Origin of the sequence: Bradyrhizobium sp. WSM2254 (genome assembly GCF_000472645.1) — a bacterium.
Lineage (GTDB): Bacteria > Pseudomonadota > Alphaproteobacteria > Rhizobiales > Xanthobacteraceae > Bradyrhizobium > Bradyrhizobium niftali.
Genome location: NZ_AXAB01000043.1, coordinates 26,201 through 45,746, shown reverse-complemented (window position 1 = coordinate 45,746; position 19,546 = coordinate 26,201). Strand labels below are relative to the sequence as shown.

Below are 19,546 nucleotides of genomic sequence, written 5' to 3'. Positions count from 1 at the left end.
ATTCCGCAATGAAATAGGCCGAATTTCGGCGGTCCTGCGGGGACTTGCTATGGGGACTTGGCCGCAGTCGCAATAGTCTCGGCCGCCGTCACGCTGGCCCGTGTATTCGTTTGTGACTGTTCCTGCACCATGAACTGGGCCCTGGCGAGCTCGGCAAAATGGCCGCCTTTGGCCACGAGTTCATCGAAAGTTCCGCTTTCGATCACGCGCCCGTTCTCGAACACCAGGATCCGTGTTGCGTTGCGAATGGTGGAGAGGCGGTGGGCGATCACGAAGGTGGTGCGGCCCCTCATCACTTCCTCGAGAGCGGCGTTCACCTTGGCCTCGGTGACGGCGTCGAGCGCGCTGGTCGCCTCGTCCAGGATCAGGATCGGCGGGTCCTTCAGCAGCGCACGCGCGATCGACAGCCGCTGCCGCTCGCCGCCGGAGAGCATGCGGCCGCGCTCGCCGGCATTGGTCTCGAACCCGCCGCTGCGCTCGATGAATTCGAGCGCCTGCGCGCGCTCGGCCGCCTTGCGCATCTCGGCTTCGGTCGCGTCCGGCTTGCCGACGCGCAAATTCTCCGCGATCGAGCGGTTGAACAGGAGCGCCTCCTGGAACACGACGCCGATGTTCCGCCGCAGCGAGGTCAGCGTGACGCCGCGCACGTCCATGCCGTCGATCCTGATGAAGCCGGATTGCGGATCGAAGGCGCGATGCAAGAGCGCAATCGCGGTGGACTTGCCGGCGCCGGTCGGGCCGACCAGTGCGATGGTCTGGCCGGGCAGCGCGGTGAAGGAGAGATCCTCGACCGCCGGCCGCTTGCCGTCATAGGAGAAGGTGACGTCGTTGAACTCGACGAGGCCGGACAGGCGTCCGGCATCGATCGCGTCGGGACGGTCGTGGACCGCCGGCACGGCATCGAGCACGCCAAAGAACTCGCGCAGGCGCGGCGCTTCCATGAACACGTTGTTGATGAAGCTCACGACCTGCTCGAGCTTCTGGATCAAGAGCGTGGCAAAGCTCACGAACATCACGATCTCGCCGACCGAGGTCAGCCCCTGGTCGTGCAGCGCGATGCCGAACGAGAAGATCGCGAGCACCGTGATGGTGGTGGAGGCGCGCGTGATGACGGTGACGAGCGCCCACCAGGACAGCACCGGCATCTGTGCGGCCAGCAGCTCGTCGGCGACGGAGCGCAGTCCCTTCACCTCGGATTCGACGCGGACGAAACTCTGCACCAGTGCGACGTTGCCGAGCGCATCGGAAGCGCGCGCCGAGAGCTCGCTGTAGTGCTCCTCGACCTCCATCTGCATGCCGAAGGTCTTGCGCACCACGAAAGTCGTCAGCGCCGTGAAGACGACGCAGAGCACGAACAAGAGGATCGCGAGCCGCCAGTTCAGATAGAGCGACAGCGGCAGCAGCACCACGACCGAGAGGATGGCGGCAAAGTGCTCGCGGAAGAAGCCGAGCCACAGCCGCCACAGCGCGTCGGTGCCGTTGAGCATCACCTTCATCAGCCGGCCCGAATGGGTGCCGGAGTGGAAGGTCAGCGGCAGTTGCAGGATGTGCTCGAAATAGTCGGTCAGCACCGCCTGGCGCTGGCGGTGGGACAGCCGGTCGGCTTGCAGCGCAACGAGCGCGCTGCATGCGATGGTGAACAGCCCGAACGCGACCCAGGCCAGCAGGAACGGCCATGCCGAGTTCGAACCGGCGACCGACTTGCCGGAGAGCACGTCGACGATGCGGCCGAACAGTACGGGCTCGGCGAATTGCGAGGCGGCGAGCAGGAGATTGGCAAACGCCAGCAGCCAGCCCAGCCGCGCCTCCTTGCCGAGCAGCTCGAGAACGCGGGTGTAAAGGCTGAAGATGGACATGCGGACCGGCAACTCGGGCGGATAGCGGGGCCCGTATTCTAAGCAGGGATCGCCCGCGAGATACAGCGGAAGCTATCGGTTTTGCTCAATTGATCAGCCGCCCCGCGACCGGCGGCAGGAACCGGTCGTCGAAGATGTCGCCCGCGGCCGGCCGCTTGCGGAATTTGAAGTTCTGGGCGATCTGGTCGATCGAGCGGTCCAGCCGCGCCGGGTCGATGCCGCCGAGGCCGTTGCGCCTGACCTCGTCGGTCAGGATGTTGTCGACGAGCACGGTGCGCAGGCGCTCCAGTTCGAGGTCGTGATCGCCGTCGTCGATGCGGCTTGTGGCCTCGGCCGCCGCACGGGCGGGCTCTCTGACTGTCGCGTTGATACCGGCGATCAAGGCGCGAACAAATCCCTTCAGCGCGTCCGGCTTCGCCGCGGCGAAAGCGGGGTTGGCCACCACGGCAAAGCCATAGGCTTCGCAGCCATAGTCGGCGTAACGCAGCACGACGAGATCGTCGCCGGGCACGCCGCGGTCGCGCAGGTTCACCGCCGAGAGATAGCTGAAGCCGGCGACGGCATCGACTTGCCCCGCGGACAGGATCGGCTCGCGCACCGCGGCACTTATCTTGTGGAATTTCACGCGCGACGTGTTGATGCCGTTCTGCTGCGCCAGCGCCGGCCACAGCCGCATCGACAGATCGCTGTCGGCGACGCCGACGGTCTTGCCGTCGAGATCGGGCAACAGGTGGATGCCGCGGCTCCTGCGCGCGACGATCGCGTAGGGCGCACGGTTGAACATCACGAACACCGCCTTGATCGGCGCCGCATCGTCCTTGTCGCGAAATCGGATCAGCTCGTTGATGTCGACCAACGCGAGCTCGCTGTCGCCCCTGGCGACGCGCGCGAGAGTCTCCGGCGATCCGGGCGAGGTGTTGAAGGAGACGTTGAGATGCTCGGCGCCGAAATTGCCGTCCTTCGCGGCGAGAAAGAACGGCGCCATGCTCGCATCGATCGGGCGGTCGAAGGTGAAGTGGATCGCGACGGAGGGCGCGGCGGTCTCGGCCGCCGTGACGTCGCGTGCGGTCAGTGCCGCAAGCGAGATCGATAGCGCCAGCAGGCAGCGAAAAGTGGTCGTCTTGAATCCTGACATCGGTTGCGCCGGTCCCGCATTGTTGTGGTTTCGTGACGCTCGCAGCGCCGGCCCGGGCTGAGCGTGCGCGCGCCAATATGAACGGTGGATGAGCGGAGGTTGCGTCATGATCACGCAACCCCGTTCAGCTTGTGTTGGGGTTGGGGAACCCAACATGGGACGTGGGTGTTTGAAAGACATGAGCCTGTCTGCAGGCGCCATTCGAGGTCCCAAGGAGGGTCCAGGAGATGTTTGACAGCTTTTCGAAATTCGCCGCCCGCAAGGTCGTTCTTGCCACTGCGGCCGTGGTGGCTCTGACTGCCGTTGCGCCCACCGCCTCTTACGCGGGCGGTCGTCACTGGCATCATGGTGGCGGTGGCGCCGCTGCTGCTGCTGCGATGTTCGGCCTGGCCGCGACCGGCCTCGCGATCGCAGCCAGCCGCGATGCCTACGCCTATGATCAGGGCCCGGGTTACTATTACGAGAGCGGCCCGGTCTACTACAGCGGCCCCGGCTATGGTCCCTATTACTACGGCTCGGGCTACCAGGAGCGCTATGGCGGCTACACCAAGGTCTGCGCCCACGGCTATTCCGGCTACGGCTGCTATTAACCGACCGGTAACCGGTCATGCGTCATCGAAGAACAGGCCGTCGCATTTGCCGCGCCGGCCTGTTTTTTGCTTTTATTGCCGGGCGTTAACTCGCTCGCCATTGGTTTAGAGTAGTTTTGAGTACCATGAGTGATTCGCTTGAGCGGCTATATCTGGCTGTGCTCGCGGCCAGGGACCTTGATCCGGCAACATCGCGCACCGCCCGGCTGTTTCAGCGTGGCCCGTCCAAAATGGCGAAGAAACTGGCCGAAGAGGCCATTGAAGTCGTCATCGATGCCGTCAATGGCGACACCGATGCCGTGATCCGGGAAAGCGCCGACCTGCTCTACAATCTCACCGTGCTCTGGGCTTCGGCCGGCGTGCGCCCCGAGGACGTCTGGCGCGAGATGACGCGGCGGGAAGACATGCTCGGCATCGCCGAGAAGCTGCCGAAGTCGACGATGAAGCTGCCCAAAGTTGCGTCACCGCGCGTCGCCGCGCGGCGGCCAATTGTCGCGCTCGAGGGCCGTTCGGCACGCAAGCGCCACTAGAACCGTCACAATTCGCCTCAATCTCAGCATGGACAAATCCGTCCCATGGTGCTTCATCGCGGCGCCATGCTGAAACGTATCTACGACTGGTGCATCGACGCCGCCCACAAGCCCTATGCGCTCTGGATCATGGGCGCCGTGGCTTTTGCAGAAAGTTCCTTCTTTCCGGTCCCGCCGGATGTGATGCTGATCCCGATGTCACTGGCGCGCCCGCAGCGCGCCTGGGTCTACGCGGCGATCTGCACCGCGACCTCGGTGCTCGGCGGCCTTCTCGGCTACGCCATCGGGGCACTGCTGTTCGACTCGGTCGGTCACTGGCTGATCCAGGTCTATGGCCTCGGCGACAAGGTCGAGGCCTTCCGCGCCTCCTATGCCGAATGGGGGGCGGTGATCATCCTGCTCAAGGGGCTGACGCCGATCCCCTACAAGCTCGTCACCATCACCTCGGGCTTTGCCGGCTATAATCTCGTCCTGTTCATCCTGTGCTCGATCGTGGCCCGCGGCGGCCGCTTCTTCATCGTCGCCATCCTGCTCAACCGCTATGGCGACTGGATCCGGGTCCGGATCGAGAAGCATCTCGGTCTGTGGGTGGCGATCGGCGCCGCGGTGCTGGTGCTGGGCTTCGTGGTGGCGGTCAAGCTGATCTAGAGCCGCAGTACTTTGCCGCCGCACCGGCTTCGGCTACGGTTGCCGTCATGATGGTTCGATCCGGCAATCCGGCCGTGCGGTTCGGGACGCTGACTTCAGCAGTGCTGCTGCTCCTGCTGGGTGCAGGCGGGACCGGATGGCCGCAATCCGCGCCGCCATCGCTCGGCCTCCAGGAGCAGGGGCCGCAGGCTGCGCCGCCGCCCTCAACGCCTGCCCCGCCGGCGCGCGAGGAAAATCCCGGGCTGATCAACGAAATGGGCAAGCTGTTCGACAAGCTGCCCTCGATCCTGCCGCCGATCAAAAGCCCTGGTGAGACCATGAACGACCTGTCGCGGCTGGCCAGACCATCGACCATGGTCTCGGGGCGCGTGGCCTGTCCGGTCTCGTCGAACGGCGCGCCGGATTGCAAGCAGGCCGCCGACCAGCTCTGCCAGGGCAGGGGCTACAAGGAAGGCAAGAGCCTCAATGCCGACTCCGCCGAGAAATGCTCGGCCAAGGTGCTCATCCCGGGCAGGCCACGCAAACCGGACGACTGCCGCACCGATACTTTCGTGACCAGCGCGCTGTGCCAGAACTGACGTGACGTCGCCGCGCGCGAGCAACCAGGAGCGCCCATGAGCCGTACGGAGCAGGATTTCCTCGGACAGCGTGAGATCGCCGACGACATTTACTACGGCGTCCAGACCATCCGCGGGAAGGAGAACTTCCACATCACCGGCATTCCGATGAACCAGGAGCCTTATTTCGTGAAGGCGCTGGGTTACGTGAAGAAGGCCGCGGCGATGGCCAATCGCGATCTCGGCGCGATCGACGCAAAGGTGGCCGATGCGATCATTCTCGGCTGCGACCGCGTGATCGCCGGTGACATGATGGATCAGTTCGTCACCGACTTCATCCAGGGCGGCGCCGGCACCTCGACCAACATGAACGCCAACGAGGTGATCGCCAACCTCGCGCTGGAATCGCTGGGCTTCAAGAAGGGCGACTACCAGCACGTCAGCCCGAACGATCATGTGAACTACGGCCAGTCGACCAACGACACCTATCCGACCGCCTTTCGGCTGGCGCTGATCCTGCGGCTCGAGAGCTACATGACGGCGCTGCGCCAGCTCCAGGAGGCGTTCTTCGCCAAGGGCAGGGAGTTCGATCGCGTGCTGAAGATGGGCCGTACGCATCTTCAGGACGCCGTGCCGATGTCGCTCGGCGCCGAATTCCGCGGCTGGGGCACCACCATGGGCGAGGAGGTCGATCGTATCTCCGAGGCGCGGGCGCTGCTGCGCGAGATCAATCTCGGCGCAACCGCGATCGGCACCTCCGTCACCGCTGCGCAGGGTTATCCCAAGCTCGCCGTCCGGCATCTGAGCGCGCTGACCGGCGTCGATTTCATTCTCGCCGGCGACCTCGTCGAGGCGACCTCGGACACCGGCGCCTATGTGCAGCTCTCCGGCGTGCTCAAGCGCACCGCGAGCAAGCTCACCAAGATCTGCAACGACATCCGGTTGCTGGCTTCGGGCCCGCGCGCCGGCTTCAACGAGATCAACCTGCCGCAGCTCCAGCCGGGCTCCTCGATCATGCCGGGCAAGGTCAATCCCGTGATCCCCGAGGTCGTCAACCAGACCAGCTTCCTCGTCATCGGGCTCGACACCACGGTGACGCTCGCCGCGTCCGCCGGCCAGCTCCAGCTCAACGTGATGGAGCCGGTGATCTCGTTCGCGCTGTTCTTCTCGATCCGCACCATGGAGCGCGCGGTCAACAGCCTGCGCGAGAACTGCATCGTCGGCATCACCGCCAACGAGGACCACACCCGCAACATGGTGCTGAACTCGCTCGGCATTGTGACCGTGCTGAAGCCGCTGCTCGGCTACAAGCAATGCGCCGAGATCGCGCGCGAGGGCTACAAGAGCGGCAAGTCGCTGCACCAGATCGTGGTGGTCGAGCGCAAGCTGCTGACGCAGGAGAAGTGGGACGAGATGTTCTCGTTCGAGCGGCTGATCAATCCGGATTTGATTGGGTGATTTCTCGTCGTCATTCCGGGGCGCGCGAAGCGCGAACCCGGAATCCATTTCGCCACGCGTGCTGAGGTCCGATGGATTCCGGGCTCGCGCCATTCGGCCCGCCCCGGCATGGCGGAAGAGGAATTCCGCGGCTTGGAATTGCGGTAACGGCATCCGCCACGGCGTCAGAACGCAATACTTGACAGTGGAAAGATTGCCTTGTTGGTATGGCTCCCAACTTCGATTTGACCGCCAATAGAGGATCGTTTCGCGATGTCCATGCCTGCCTTGTTCAAAGGACGCCTGTCGATCCCCGTGATCGGCTCGCCGCTCTTCATCATCTCGGTGCCCGATCTCGTGATCGCGCAATGCAAGGCCGGTGTGGTCGGCTCGTTTCCGGCGCTGAACGCGCGGCCGCCCGAGCTGCTCGACGAATGGCTGGCGCGGATCACCGAAGAGCTCGCGGCCCATGACCGGGCGCACCCCGACAAGCCGTCGGCGCCGTTCGCGGTCAACCAGATCGTGCACAAGTCGAACAACCGGCTCGATCACGACATGCAGCTCTGCGCCAAGTACAAGGTGCCGGTGATCATCTCCTCGCTCGGCGCGCGCGAGGAGCTGAACCAGGCCGTGCACGGTTGGGGCGGCATCATCTTCCACGACGTGATCAACCAGAAATTCGCGCACAAGGCGATCGAGAAGGGCGCCGACGGCCTGATCCTGGTCGCGGCCGGCGCCGGCGGCCACGCCGGCACCATCTCGCCGCTCGCCTTCGTCGCCGAAACGCGCAAGTGGTTCGACGGCCCGATCGCGCTGTCAGGCGCGATCGGCAACGGCAAGGCGATCCGCGCCGCGCGCATCCTCGGCGCCGATTTCGCCTATATCGGTTCAGCCTTCATCGCGACCAAGGAAGCCAATGCGGTCGACAAGTACAAGGAGATGATCGCGGGCGCGACGGCCGACGACATCGTCTATTCCAACCTCTTCACCGGCGTGCACGGCAATTACCTGAAGCCCTCGATCCTCGCCGCCGGCATGGATCCGGAGAACCTGCCGACGTCCGATCCGTCCAAGATGAATTTCGGCACCGACGCCTCCGGCGAGCGCGCCAAGCCGAAGGCCTGGAAGGAAATCTGGGGCTCGGGCCAGGGTATCGGCAGCATCGAAGGCATCGTCCCCGCCGCCGACCTGATCGCGCGCTTCAAGAAGGAATACGACGAGGCGATCGATCCGCCGTTGTGATGAAGGTCGTCGTCCCGGACAAGCGCGCCTTAGGCGCGCGCAGATCCGGGACCCATAACCACAGGGAGTGGTTTGGCGAAGACTGGTGGTGACCAGTCTCGCGCCACAATTTCTTTCTGGGGGTATGGGTCCCTGCTTTCGCAGGGACGACACTTATTGCTGAGCTCCGACCGTTTGAGCCAACAGAGATCTGCACCATGCCCCCGATCTACCGCGTCGACGGCAACAGCGTCGTCACCAGCCCTGATGCCGCAGGTCCCTGGGACCGGCGCATGCAGCATGGATCGGCGCCGGCGTCGCTGGTGACGTGGGCGGCCGAACGCATCCCGACGCCGGTGCCGATGGCGATTGCGCGCGTCACCATCGATCTGATGCGCCCGGTGCCGGTGGCGCCGCTCACGATCGCGACCGAGGTTTTGCGCGAGGGCCGCAAGATCCAGCTCTGCGACATCAAGCTGCTCGCCGACGGCGTGCAGGTCGTGGGCGCCACCGTGCTCAAGATCAAGGCGCAGGCGCAGGCGCTGCCGGACGAGGTCAAGGAGCTGCCCGTCACCTTGCCGTCGCCGGAGGATTCCCTGGTCGAGGACGGTCATGCCGCCACCAGTCCGTTCGTGCGCTCGGTCTCGATGCGCGCCGCGCGCGGCCGCTTCGGCCAGGCCGGTGCCGGCGCGATCTGGTTTCGCGTCGACCATCCCCTGATCGAGGGCGAAGCGGTCTCGCAGGCCATGCGCGCCGTGGTCGCCGCCGACTTTTCCAACGGCACCGCCTCGACGCTCGACTTCCGCGCCTGGACCTACATCAATGCCGATCTCACCGTGAGCTTTGCGCGCCAGCCGGTCGGCGAGTGGATCCTGCTCGACGGCGACTCCTGGATCGGCCCCGACGGCGCGGGGCTCGCCATGTCGCGGCTGGCGGACAGGCATGGCTATTTCGGTCGTGCGGTGCAGAGCCTGGTGATCGAGAAGCGGTGAGCGTGACGGCAAGCGCCGTGATCGCTGCTTGAGCCGATTGAACGGCAGACTTCCGCCGCCGCGGAAGGGATGCCCTGGTCGCGAGCCTCTTCTTGTCCGGAGGTCTCTGTTCGACGCCAGCGTCCTGCCAGTTCAACTGCCGTAGACGATCTTGATCTCCCACAGCAGGACAACAATAGCCGTGATCAACGTGATTGCGGCCAACGCACTTTCCAAGGAAGCGACTCTCATTTGATACTCCGCTTCCCAGCCCCATCAGCGGTCTAGTTGATTCGTTGATTCGCCCGCAATCGCGCGGACGGCGTGGCTGAAAAGTCCCTTCCGCGCTGTTGTTCGCCGGTCACAGCGACACCGTAAAATCCCGGGGTCGGGCGCCGGAGCCTGTACGGTGCTGCCTGCCACAAGTTGCAGATCGAGATGACTACCCCACCATCCGGTCCCGCCCGCTCCAAAATCCCGCGCGCAGCACCTTCTTGTCGACCTTGCCGACGCCGGTCATCGGCAATTGCTTGGCGAACTGGATCTGCTTTGGCGCATGCGCCGAACCCTTTCGCGTCTTCACGAAATTGATCAGCTCGTCCGGATCGGGCCTTGCGCCTTCGCGCGGCACGACGATGGCGATGACGGCTTCGCCCCATTTCTCGTCGGGGATGCCGACGACCGCGACCATCGCGACATCCGCGTGCTGAGACAGCACGTCCTCGACCTCGCGCGGAAAGATGTTGAAGCCGCCGGAGACGATCATGTCCTTCTTGCGATCGAGGATGAACATGTAGCCGCGCTCGTCCTTGCGCGCGATGTCGCCGGTGTGGACCCAGCCGTTCTTCAGCGTCTCGGCCGTGACGTCAGGCCGCTTCCAGTATTCCGCCATCACATGCGGGGCGCGCACGCAGATCTCGCCGGCCTCGCCCGTCTTCACTTCCTGGTCGTTGTCGTCGAGGATCCTGACCTCGCAGGCCGCGATCGGGTAGCCGCAGGACAGGAACAGCTCCGGCGTCCTGGGATCATGGTCCTTCTTGCGCAGCACCGAGATCGGATAGCATTCGGTCTGGCCGTAGAGCTGCGAGAACACCGGCCCGATCCGTTCGATGCCCTCGATCAGCCGGCTCGGCGACATCGCGGAGGCGCCGTAGAGCACGAGCTCGAGCGAGGAGAGGTCGGTCCTGTTCAGCGCCGGATGGTCGAGCAGCACGTAGATCATGGTCGGAACGAACAGCGTGAAGTTGATGCGCTCGCGCGCGATCGTCGCCAGCACGGCCTCGGGATCGAAACCCTTCAGCATGTGCACGGTGCCGCCGCGCATCAGGGTCGGCAGCACCTTGGTGCCGGCGACATGGCTGATCGGGGCGACCGTGAGATAGCGGGCACCTTCCGGGATTTCGAAGTCGGCGAGGATCGCGGCGGCAGCCCCGGCATTTTCGCGATGGTAGCGCAGCGCGCCCTTGGATTTGCCGGTCGTGCCGCCGGTGTAATTCAGCGTGGAGAGATCGTCAGGCCCGGCGAAGCAATGCGCGCTGGCATGGCCTTCGATCTCGATCGCCTGCAACAGATCGACGCCATAGTCGGCCGGTCCCATGGTGAAGACCGCCTTGAGGCAACCCGCCTGCGCGGCAAGCTCGCCGCCGCGATCGCGGAATGCGGCCGCATCGACCACCAGCACCTCGGCCTCGGAATCCTCGAGTTGGAACAGCTGGTCTCCGCGTGATCCCAGTGGATGCAGCCAGGTGATGCAAAGCCTCGATAATTGCGCCGCGACACCCGCGCACCAGGTGTCGGCACGGTTCGCGGTGAGGAAGGCGACGCGTGCGCCGGGCGGCAATCCAAGCCGCATGAACACGGCCTGGATGCGACCGATCAGGTCGATGGTGCCCTGATAGCTCAGCGATCCGCCGGGCCAGGCGAAAGCGGTGCGGCCCGGATAGCGCGCCAGCGCCTGCAGCGTCTGCGCACAAGTCGGTGGCGATGCGTGGAGCGGATCGGACATATGTTTCCTCGTTGCTTTGTCATCGGCTTCTGGCGTGCCAATGTTTGCCGTAACGCTAGCACAGGGAATGCGGGATGGAACGGCAAAGCCCGCGCGAGGGAGGCATGCGTGACGTCAGATCGACTGCAACGTTTCCGCGATCGCCTCGCTCTGCCGCTGATCGCCGCGCCGATGTTTCTGGTGTCGGGCGTCGAGCTCATGGTCGCGGCCTGCGGCAACGGCGTAATCGGCAGCTTTCCGAGCGCGAATTGCCGTAGCACGGAACAATTCGACGAATGGCTCACCGACATCGACGCGCGGCTGCGACGGCATGAAGATCAGGCCGGCCGCAAGGCCGCGCCGCTCTGTCCAAACCTGATCGTGCACCGCTCCAACGCGCGGCTGGAGCAGGATCTCGCCGCGCTGCTGCGGCACAGGCCGGAGATCGTCATCACCTCGGTCGGCTCGCCCGCGCCGGTGTTGAAGCCGCTGCACGACGCCGGTGCGCTGGTGCTGGCGGATGTCGCCTCGATCCGCCACGCCGAACGTGCGGCGGAAGCAGGTGCCGATGGGCTCGTGCTGCTCACCGCTGGCGCGGGCGGGCAGACCGGCTGGCTCAATCCGTTCGCCTTCGTCCGCGCGGTGCGCGCGTTCTACGACGGCATCATCGTGCTCGCGGGCGGCGTCAGCGATGGGCGCGCGCTGCATGCCGCGGAAGTGCTGGGCTGCGATCTCGGCTACATGGGCACGAAGTTCATCGCGACGCGCGAGAGCATGGCGGACGATCGTTACAAACGAATGCTGGTCGAGAGCAGCGCCGACGACATCCTGCTGACCACCGCGTTCACGGGACTTCAGACCAGCATGCTGAAACCGTCGATCGTCGCTGCGGGACTTGATCCCGACGACCTGCCGGCGCGCGGGGCGATCGACATCGCCAAGGACATCGACGTTACCGCGCGGGAGAACCGGCCAAAACGCTGGCGCGATATCTGGAGCGGCGGGCACTCGACATCCGGCGTGACCGATGTGCTCGCCGTCGGCGATCTCGTTGCGCGGACTCTTGCCGAATACCGCGAGGCGGGTGGGCGGTAGCCGGGCTCCGTCATGCCCGGGCTTATCCCGGGCGCATCCACGTTCCCGGTGCCGCAGGTGAGACGCGGATGGCCGGGACAAGCCCGGGCATGACGATGCGGAGACTTCCAGCCCCCGTCACAGTTGATCCCGCATAGCTCCATTTCCCCTCACTTAACGGCGGATTAACCATCGCCCGCCCAGAATCCCCCTCGAGGCCGCCAATCAGGACCGAGAGGGACAGGCGATGGACTTCGATTTTCTCAACTCCAAGACGGCGGCTTCGCTGGACGAAATCCGCGTCCGCGTGGCCCATGCGCTGGCCCGCCACCCGCTGTGCCGCAATGTGCGCTTCGACATCGTCAGCGTCCCCCGCACCCGCCGGGGCGGCAACTGGACGGTGACGCTGCAATCGGTCGAGCCGCGCGCGGTCTGGGAGGCCTCCGAGATCGTCGCGGACATCCAGGATGCCTACGATCTAGCGGTAGCGGCCTGATTTTACTCGGCTTTTTAGCCGTGTCGCCACAGGCATGGTGATTGTCGCCGCAAAGGCACACTCAAGCCTTAATTCGTTCCTTTTTCCCGGGCACCGTTGACAACATCGTGAACCGCCCCTCCCCGTCGGAGAGACGTTTGTCCAAAGCCATCACCATCGTCGTTCTGACCTGTTTCCTCGTCCTCGGTGCCGCCACCACCGCTATTCTCGGACGCGATAGCGTGCCCAGCGTTAGTGCCGAGATGATCACCCAGGCCCCGCCGAAACCGCTCGCGACCAACCGCGCCGCCAAGGCCGACCGTCTGGTTCCGACCCTGGCGCTGGCCTCGGCCGCGATCGAGCCGGTCCTGGTGCCCGCCGACAGGCTCGCGCAGGCGCCCGTGTTGACCGAGCCGCTGCGCCAGGCCTTTGCCGCCGCCACTCCGTCCGATATTCCGATACCCAGGACGGGTTCATCGGCGAACGTGAACGAGGCGCCCACGGCGGAAGTTCCCGCTGTCGAAGTCCCGGCCAAGCCGAAGGTCGTCGCCAAGCCGCAGCCGCAGAAATCCTATTCGCTGCTCTCCGACGTTCAGATTTCGGGCATCAAGGATCGTCTGAAGCTGTCCTCGTCGCAGGAATATTACTGGCCTTCGGTCGAGACTGCGCTGCGCAACGTCGTCCGCAGGATCCAGGCGAACAAGCTGTCGAATCCGAACGCGCCGCCCGGCGCGCAGATCGATCCGAATTGCGACGAGGTCCAGCAGTTGAAGTCGGCCGCGATGCCGCTTCTGTTCCAGCTGCGTGACGACCAGAAAGAGGAAGTGCGCAAGCTCGCCCGCATCATTGGGCTGGAGAAGGTCGCGCAGCAGATCTGACGCGCGGTTTCCCGAAGAGCTCATGCTCAAACAATGAGCCAAGGCGCGATGGCGAGCCATCGCGCTTTGGGGAACCGCCGATGTCAGGAACATCCGGCAATCTCCAGGCGTTGCCCGCTCCAAAAGAGGGAGTGGACCAATGCGCGCCTCGACAGCCTATTTCGTCGGTGCAGGAACCATCGTCGCGGCCATCGCCATTGGTCTCGGGGGCGGTATCGTCGCCGGCAACATCATGAATCCGGTCGCGCCCAAGCAGGGGCCGGACACCAGCAAGATGGCGCAGCGCGCCGAAGCCGCTACCGCGCCGGCCCAGAGCAATGCGCCGTCGGAGCGTGTGCAATATCTCACCGGCTCGCAAGCCTTTGGCACCATGATCACTGCGCCCGCGCAGGCGCGGGACGAAAAGCCAGAGACAAAGCCCGACGACACGCAGGCCATTCAGGCGAAGGCCGAGCCGCCTGCGCCGCAGCCATCGCAAGCGGCCGCAGTCGAGCCGCCGAAGCCGGCACCGCCATCGCAAGCCGCAAAGCCCGTCGAGCAGCAGGCCTCGACAGAGCCTTTCCCGTCACCTGACAACGCCTATGCCAAGGCGAGGGATTCTGACGTGAAGCGCGCCGCGTCCGAACGGCGCCGGATGGATCGCCGCGAGCGTTGGTCCGAGCGTCACCGCTATGACTCCCGCGATCCACGCGGCATGCGCGACCGGACCGATTGGGACGACGTGGCCCGCAACATTCGCGAAGACTCACATGCGCGCGATTACGCGGGCCGGCCGCGTGGCGGCTTCCCGCAGATCAGGCTGTTCGGCCCCGACGACGACTAGCGCCTAACCCAGGATCGCGGCCGCTGCGCTCTCGGCAATCAGGATCGTCGGCGTCTGGATGTTGCCGGAGACCATGATCGGGATCACCGAGGCGTCGGCGATATGCAAGCCGTCAATGCCGCGCACCTGCAACCGCTGCGGATCGACGACGGCGAGATCGTCCGTGCCCATCCGGCAGGTCGAGGCGGCGTGATAGAGCGTGGTGCAATGGCCGCGGATATAGTCGGCGATCTCCGCATCGCTCGCGGCTTCCGCGCTCGGCGTGATCTCGCCCTCGATCATCTCCTTCAGCGGCGATTGCGCGGCGATGCGGCGGTTGATGCGCACGCCTTCGATCATGGTCGCGATGTCGCTACCGCTCGCATCCGACGCGAAATAGCAGGGGTCGATCGCGGGATGCTCGATCGGATCGGCCGAACGCAGCGAGATCCGGCCGCGGCTGTTCGGCCGCTGCAACGTCGCATGCAGGGTGATGCCCGGCCTGGACGACAGGAAGCGGACATAGTCGCGGTGCGGGCTGATCGCGCCGTAAAGCTGGAGGTCGGGCTCGACATCGGGGCGGCTACGCACATGCGCGCCGGCGGCGACCCAGGGCGAGGTGCGCGGACCGCTGCGGCTGGTTTCCCACTCGGCAAGGCTCGCGGCCAGGCTTTCCTCCGTCCAGGCGCCGACGCCGATCTTCTCCTTCGTGTAGAAGGTGATGGGAATGTTGATGTGGTCCTGGAGATCCCTGCCGACGCCTGCCAGCTCGTGCACGACCTCCACACCGGCCGCCCTCAATTCGTCGGCAGGACCTACGCCCGACAGCAGGAGTTGTTGCGCAGAGCCGATGGCGCCGGAGGCGAGCACCACCTCGCTGGTCGCGAAGGCGCTCTTCGGCTGTCCGTTCTCGAGATATTCGACGCCGATCGCGCGGGAGCGCTCGATGATGATGCGGGTCACGCGCACGCTTGTCTTCAGCGTGAGATTGGCGCGCGTCAGCGCCGGGCGCAGATAGGCCTTGCCGGTGCCGAAACGTTCACCGTCCCTGATGACGAACTGGAAAAAGCCCGCGCCTTCCTGGGTGGCGCCGTTGAAATCGGGATTGTGCGGAAGCCCTGCGGCCTGCGCCGCCTCCAGCCATTTCAATTCGTTCGGGTCGACATGGGGAACGTCGGCGACGTACAGCGGTCCGCTCGTGCCGTGCAAGGGATCGTCGGTGAAGCGCGCATTGTTCTCGAAGGCGATGAATTTCGGCAGCACGTCGCGCCACGCCCAGCCTTCGCATCCCGCCTTCTCCCAGCCGTCGTAATCGGACGGCAGGCCGCGGATATAGATCATCGCATTGATTGCGCCGGAGCCGCCGACCATCTTGCCGCGCGGCCAGAAGATGCGCCGCCCGCGGCAGCCCGCCTGCGGTTCGGTATAGTAGCCCCAGTCGACCGCCGTGTTGAACATCGTCGGCCAGTCCGACGGAATGTCGGAAGCGAGCGGCGCCGCCCGGCCTGCCTCCAGCACCAATACCTTGCGATGTGGATCGGCCGACAGCCGGTTGGCCAGCACGCAGCCGGCCGAGCCGGCGCCTACGATGATCGTGTCGTACATTGAAGGGCACTCCGAGGATCACAGCGTCGTGACGCGGAGTGCTTGCAAGATTTGTGCTTTGGGGGCGCGACCTCGTCATTCCGGGATGCGTGCACAGCACGCAGGCCCGGAATCCATCTATCCGCGGAGATCGTGGCGAGATGGATTCCGGGTTCGCTCCGTTGGAGCGCCCCGGAATGACGACTGGTTCACCCCCCGTGCGACTCCACCACCTTGCGGCAGCCGTCCGAAAGCTTCGACTTGTTCTCGCGCAGGCAGGCGTTCATCTGCGGCGGCTTGCCGACATGTTCGGCGCAGAATTTGCTGGCGTCGCCGCGGCAGGCCATCTGCTCCGGCAGCGTCGGACCGGACTGTGCTGCGGCGGGCAGGGCGGTGGCGGCGAGCAGCAGCGCGGCAAGAACCGAAATCTTCATAAAGCACCTCTTTGGGATTGTCGGTGGTCCCGTTTGGGATCAAGCGGGCGGACCATCTCGCGAAGGCCTGGTGCCGGTCCATGCCATGTTCATGGCATCGGCTCGCGCTTCTGGCCTCGGTACCCCCATCTTCATGGCATGTATCCGTGCGCCGTCTTTTGCCATTCAGACTGCACGTCGGCTGCGAAACCCGGTGATTGCACCGGGACGCCGAACGGGAAGCAGGAGAGCAAGATGTCGAAAAGAGCGGGAGCGCTGAGCGCCGGGCTGACGATCATGGCGCTGGCGGGTGCTGCGATGGTGTCGCTGGGCACGAGCCCGGCGCAGGCGGTGGTCTATTGCAAGACGGTCGGCGTGCCCAAGGGCTGCGTGGTGCGGCCGACGGCGGCGGTGGTGGTCGCGCCGGGAGCCCCGGTCGCGGCGGCTGCGGTCGCGACGCCCGGCGTCGGTGCGCCCGGTGTCGGCGTACGTGCCGGGACGCCGATGAATCGCGGCGGTCCCGTCAATCGCGTCGGCATCCGCTGAGCTTTTCTTCACCTCGCCCCGCTCTTGTCCGCCGAAGCTTTAGCGAAGGCGGATGCGGGGAGAGGAAAGACTTCGGGCGAAAGGATGACCTGCGGACGAACCCCCCGTCCTCCGCATGAAAAACATCCGGCCCGTTCCCTCTCTCCGTGCGTCCCACACGTTCGGGGAGGGGGGCTTTTCAGCCGGCAGCGGCGTCGCTGTCGGGAAAGATTTGCGGCAATTGCAGCCGCACCCGCGTGCCCGAGGCATCCGAGCTCAGATCGAGCACCGCGCCGCAGCGCGCAGCGCGGCTTCTCATGTTGCGCAAGCCCCGTGCGGTCTGGCTCGCGCCCGCGGCCGCGCAATCACCCGCCAGCGCAAAACCACGGCCGTCGTCGGTCACGCTGATCACGCCGTACGGCCCCTGGTCCGCGTCAAGCGTCTCGATGGTGACCGCGATATTGCCGGCGTGCGCGTGCTTGACCGCATTGGTCACGGCCTCGTCGAGGATACGCACGATCTGGATCACGTGCCATGGCCTCAGCTCGGGATGCAGCGGCAGGCCCTGCGGCGTCGCCACGCGCCAGTCGAGCGCGATGTCGTGCGGTCGCAATTGCATCGCCGCGCGCTCGCGCCAGGAGCCGAGCGCGAGCATGAGGTCGCCGCCGATGTCGTCCATGGAGTCGATGACGAGACGGAGATCCTTCAGCGCCGCGCGGGCGGCGTCCGTGATGGTCGCGCCCTCATGGCCGCGCTCGGACAGCGCGACGATGCTGACGAGCTGGCCGCCGAGGCCGTCATGCAGGTCGCGCATCAGCCGCGTGCGCTCATTGGCGAGCGCGGCGGCGCGGGCGCGTGCCTCCTCGCGGGCAAAGCTTGCCTTCAGCCGCTCCTCGGCCTCGCGCACGCGCGTCACGAGCTGGCCGGCGAAGCTGTCGACCTGGTTCAGCGCGCGGGCGAAGCGCCAGGTCAGCCCGGCGCCGATCGCGACCAGCATCGCCGAATAGGACAGCCGCGTGACGAAGGTGCGATCGTCCCGCACGAACTCGAACGCCGAGAGCATGTCGTGAAACCAGCAGGTCAGCACGATGGTCACGGCGCAGCCGAAGGTAAAGCTCGCCGCGTCCTGCCGCCTGATCACCGCCCACGTCAGGATGACGACGAGCAGCATCAGGCACACGCCCACGGTCGGCACGCCGAGGAACAGGAAGGTGATGCGCGGGATCGGCTGGCTCGCAAAGAGCCCGACCAGCAGGATGACGAGCCCCGGCACGAACAACAGCAGCCCGTAGCGCGGCCAGCGCCAGCCGAAGAACAGCACTGCGAACGTCACGACCAGCGCGCTCTCGATCGGCGCGGACGCCAGCAGGATGGCGGCCAGCCGTGGATAGGGCGCGGGCGGCAGCGGCGCCGGCGCGAAGGCCTGCATTGCGCCGACCAGCATTCCCGCCGCCAGTACGCCATAGACCGGCTCGTGGCGTCGCATCAGCCACATGATGGCGAGGATCACCGCCAGCAACGATTGCCAGGCCGAGAACACGACGGGCAGCGTCACGAACAGCAGCGTGCGCGTCTCGTAAGCTCCCCGCAGGCTTTCGTCCGGTCCGACATAGACGGTGTCGAGGAAGCCTCGCAGCGGACCCCACACCAACAGCCGGACGGTGATGTCATTGCTGCCGTCGCGCAGCAGCGATGACGGGATCACTGTGATCTCCGGCGTGTTGCGGTCGGGCCGGTTGGCGGTGGGATCGCGCCTGGAGTCCAGGATCGCGACGCCGTTGACCGCGACCTCCACGCCATTGCTGAAGCGTGGCAGAAAGACCGACCAGGCCGTGTTTTCCGCATCGGGCTTGAAGACGAAGGTGCCCGAATAGAGCGGCGGGTCCTGGAGCGAGTAACGCGACGAGGTGAAATGCGGCAGCGTCACGGGATGCGTCGCGCCGTCCTCCCGCAGCGAAAATCCGCTCAAGGCAAAATCGTCGGGGTCGCTCGGCTGGAGCAGCCGAAGCCCGAGGATGGTGGCGATCACGATCAACGCCTGCAGCAGCAGGTAGGGCACGAGGCGCGCGGCCAGCAGCCGGCGCCGCGCGGGTTTGATCGTTGCCTTCGCCGCGATCTCGCTCACAGCTTGATCAGGCCCTGCTGCACCGCCTCGAACACCGCTTCGCTGCGCGTGTGGACCTCGAGCTTGCGATAGATGTTCTTGATGTGCCCGGGCACGGTCTGCCTGGACAGGCCGAGATGGCTCGCGATCTCGGCATAGCTGAAGCCCTTGGCGATGCCCCAGAGGATGTCGATCTCGCGCGGGGTCAGCCTTGCGGTGTTGAGTGCGGGGCCCGGCGGCGGCTCCGCCGAATTTTGCGTTCGCCGCACGATGAAGCGGGCGATCGAGGCCGAGATCGGCGAATGGCCGGCGACCAGATCGCGCACGGTGGTGGCGATATCGGTGGGGAAGGCGTCCTTGAGGAGGTAGCCGGTGGCGCCGACCGTGATCGCGGAGATCACGCTCTCCTCGTCGCCGAGCGCCGAGATCACCATGATCTCGGTATCGGGAAAGCGCCGCCGGACCTCGCGGATCAGCTCGACGCCGTGGCCGTCGGGAAGCCTGAGATCGGTGAGCAGCACGCGCGGTGCCGCCTCGCCCAGCGCCGAGCGGGCCTCTCCCAGCGTGCCGGCGCTGCGCACCTCGTAGCCGGCCTTGACCAGTGCATCCTGGAGCCGCCAGCAGGTCGGCGCATCATCCTCGACGAGGAGGATGGTGATGGCTTCACCCGTCTCGCCCTGTTCGCTCATGTCCATCGTCCCGCACCGCGTGTCCCCCGCGGCGCGAGGTCACCTTAACCGCGGCGCGGACGCCGCGACACCC

At 65.7% G+C, this 19,546-nt stretch carries 19 protein-coding genes; 12 read left to right on the top strand and 7 right to left on the bottom strand.

The genetic code is table 11. The features are described 5' to 3' along the window. Window positions 1-47: 47 nt before the first annotated feature. Together A3M7_RS0128465 and A3M7_RS0128460 are read right to left on the bottom strand one after the other, a co-directional pair. Window positions 48-1,856 (bottom strand): glucan ABC transporter ATP-binding protein/ permease, encoded by a 1,809-nt coding sequence (locus tag A3M7_RS0128465; RefSeq protein ID WP_027546976.1) that lies wholly within the window; start codon window positions 1,854-1,856, stop codon window positions 48-50. An 85-nt stretch (window positions 1,857-1,941) separates the two neighbouring features. Then, window positions 1,942-2,991, bottom strand: coding sequence for an ABC transporter substrate-binding protein (locus A3M7_RS0128460; RefSeq protein WP_027546975.1), 1,050 nt, complete (start codon window positions 2,989-2,991; stop codon window positions 1,942-1,944). A 227-nt stretch (window positions 2,992-3,218) separates the two neighbouring features. Between A3M7_RS0128460 and A3M7_RS0128455 the strand changes: the two genes are divergently transcribed. The 7 genes from A3M7_RS0128455 to A3M7_RS0128425 all read left to right on the top strand — a co-directional run bounded on the left by A3M7_RS0128455 (window position 3,219) and on the right by A3M7_RS0128425 (window position 8,966). Then, entirely contained in the window at window positions 3,219-3,581 is a 363-nt protein-coding gene (locus tag A3M7_RS0128455) for a hypothetical protein (RefSeq protein WP_027546974.1), read from the top strand. A 125-nt stretch (window positions 3,582-3,706) separates the two neighbouring features. Then, entirely contained in the window at window positions 3,707-4,111 is a 405-nt protein-coding gene (hisE, locus tag A3M7_RS0128450; RefSeq protein ID WP_027546973.1) for a phosphoribosyl-ATP diphosphatase, read from the top strand. 45 nt (window positions 4,112-4,156) lie between these two features. Further along, window positions 4,157-4,759 carry a YqaA family protein gene (locus A3M7_RS0128445; protein ID WP_198033822.1) on the top strand — a complete coding sequence of 201 codons (603 nt, stop codon included), beginning with the start codon at window positions 4,157-4,159 and terminating at the stop codon, window positions 4,757-4,759. Window positions 4,760-4,806: 47 nt separating this feature from the next. Then, complete coding sequence (locus A3M7_RS0128440; RefSeq protein ID WP_027546972.1) at window positions 4,807-5,337, top strand: hypothetical protein; 531 nt, start codon at window positions 4,807-4,809, stop codon at window positions 5,335-5,337. 36 nt (window positions 5,338-5,373) lie between these two features. After that, window positions 5,374-6,774: an aspartate ammonia-lyase gene (locus tag A3M7_RS0128435; RefSeq protein WP_027546971.1), complete on the top strand. Its 1,401-nt coding sequence runs from the start codon at window positions 5,374-5,376 to the stop codon at window positions 6,772-6,774. Window positions 6,775-7,026: 252 nt separating this feature from the next. Continuing rightward, on the top strand, window positions 7,027-7,995 hold the full coding sequence (locus A3M7_RS0128430; protein ID WP_027546970.1) for a nitronate monooxygenase family protein: 969 nt from the start codon (window positions 7,027-7,029) through the stop codon (window positions 7,993-7,995). Window positions 7,996-8,192: 197 nt separating this feature from the next. Further along, window positions 8,193-8,966, top strand: coding sequence for a thioesterase family protein (locus A3M7_RS0128425; protein ID WP_027546969.1), 774 nt, complete (start codon window positions 8,193-8,195; stop codon window positions 8,964-8,966). A 421-nt stretch (window positions 8,967-9,387) separates the two neighbouring features. Here the strand turns inward: A3M7_RS0128425 and A3M7_RS0128415 are convergent, their stop codons facing one another. Next, complete coding sequence (locus A3M7_RS0128415; RefSeq protein WP_027546968.1) at window positions 9,388-10,950, bottom strand: AMP-binding protein; 1,563 nt, start codon at window positions 10,948-10,950, stop codon at window positions 9,388-9,390. 108 nt (window positions 10,951-11,058) lie between these two features. Between A3M7_RS0128415 and A3M7_RS0128410 the strand changes: the two genes are divergently transcribed. From A3M7_RS0128410 to A3M7_RS0128395, 4 genes are all read left to right on the top strand, one after another. Then, window positions 11,059-12,024 (top strand): nitronate monooxygenase family protein, encoded by a 966-nt coding sequence (locus A3M7_RS0128410; RefSeq protein WP_027546967.1) that lies wholly within the window; start codon window positions 11,059-11,061, stop codon window positions 12,022-12,024. A gap of 226 nt (window positions 12,025-12,250) precedes the next feature. Next, entirely contained in the window at window positions 12,251-12,499 is a 249-nt protein-coding gene (locus A3M7_RS0128405) for a hypothetical protein (RefSeq protein WP_025575753.1), read from the top strand. Window positions 12,500-12,636: 137 nt separating this feature from the next. Next, window positions 12,637-13,356, top strand: a complete 720-nt coding sequence (locus tag A3M7_RS0128400; protein ID WP_027546966.1) for a hypothetical protein — start codon at window positions 12,637-12,639, stop codon at window positions 13,354-13,356. Between the two features lie 139 nt (window positions 13,357-13,495). Then, window positions 13,496-14,179 (top strand): hypothetical protein, encoded by a 684-nt coding sequence (locus A3M7_RS0128395; RefSeq protein WP_027546965.1) that lies wholly within the window; start codon window positions 13,496-13,498, stop codon window positions 14,177-14,179. A 3-nt stretch (window positions 14,180-14,182) separates the two neighbouring features. Here A3M7_RS0128395 and A3M7_RS0128390 read toward each other — a convergent pair whose 3' ends face one another. After that, window positions 14,183-15,763 (bottom strand): GMC family oxidoreductase, encoded by a 1,581-nt coding sequence (locus A3M7_RS0128390; protein WP_027546964.1) that lies wholly within the window; start codon window positions 15,761-15,763, stop codon window positions 14,183-14,185. Between the two features lie 188 nt (window positions 15,764-15,951). Continuing rightward, on the bottom strand, window positions 15,952-16,176 hold the full coding sequence (locus A3M7_RS0128385) for a cysteine rich repeat-containing protein (RefSeq protein ID WP_027546963.1): 225 nt from the start codon (window positions 16,174-16,176) through the stop codon (window positions 15,952-15,954). A gap of 234 nt (window positions 16,177-16,410) precedes the next feature. Here A3M7_RS0128385 and A3M7_RS0128380 point away from each other — a divergent pair, with 234 nt between their 5' ends. Continuing rightward, complete coding sequence (locus A3M7_RS0128380) at window positions 16,411-16,701, top strand: hypothetical protein (RefSeq protein ID WP_027546962.1); 291 nt, start codon at window positions 16,411-16,413, stop codon at window positions 16,699-16,701. Window positions 16,702-16,879: 178 nt separating this feature from the next. Here A3M7_RS0128380 and A3M7_RS0128375 read toward each other — a convergent pair whose 3' ends face one another. Together A3M7_RS0128375 and A3M7_RS0128370 are read right to left on the bottom strand one after the other, a co-directional pair. Further along, on the bottom strand, window positions 16,880-18,805 hold the full coding sequence (locus A3M7_RS0128375) for a sensor histidine kinase (protein WP_027546961.1): 1,926 nt from the start codon (window positions 18,803-18,805) through the stop codon (window positions 16,880-16,882). Further along, the gene (locus A3M7_RS0128370) at window positions 18,802-19,473 is read right to left on the bottom strand and encodes a response regulator transcription factor (RefSeq protein ID WP_027546960.1); all 672 of its coding nucleotides are present in this window, start codon (window positions 19,471-19,473) and stop codon (window positions 18,802-18,804) included. Before A3M7_RS0128370 ends, A3M7_RS0128375 begins: the two co-directional genes overlap by 4 nt. Window positions 19,474-19,546 lie beyond the last annotated feature (73 nt).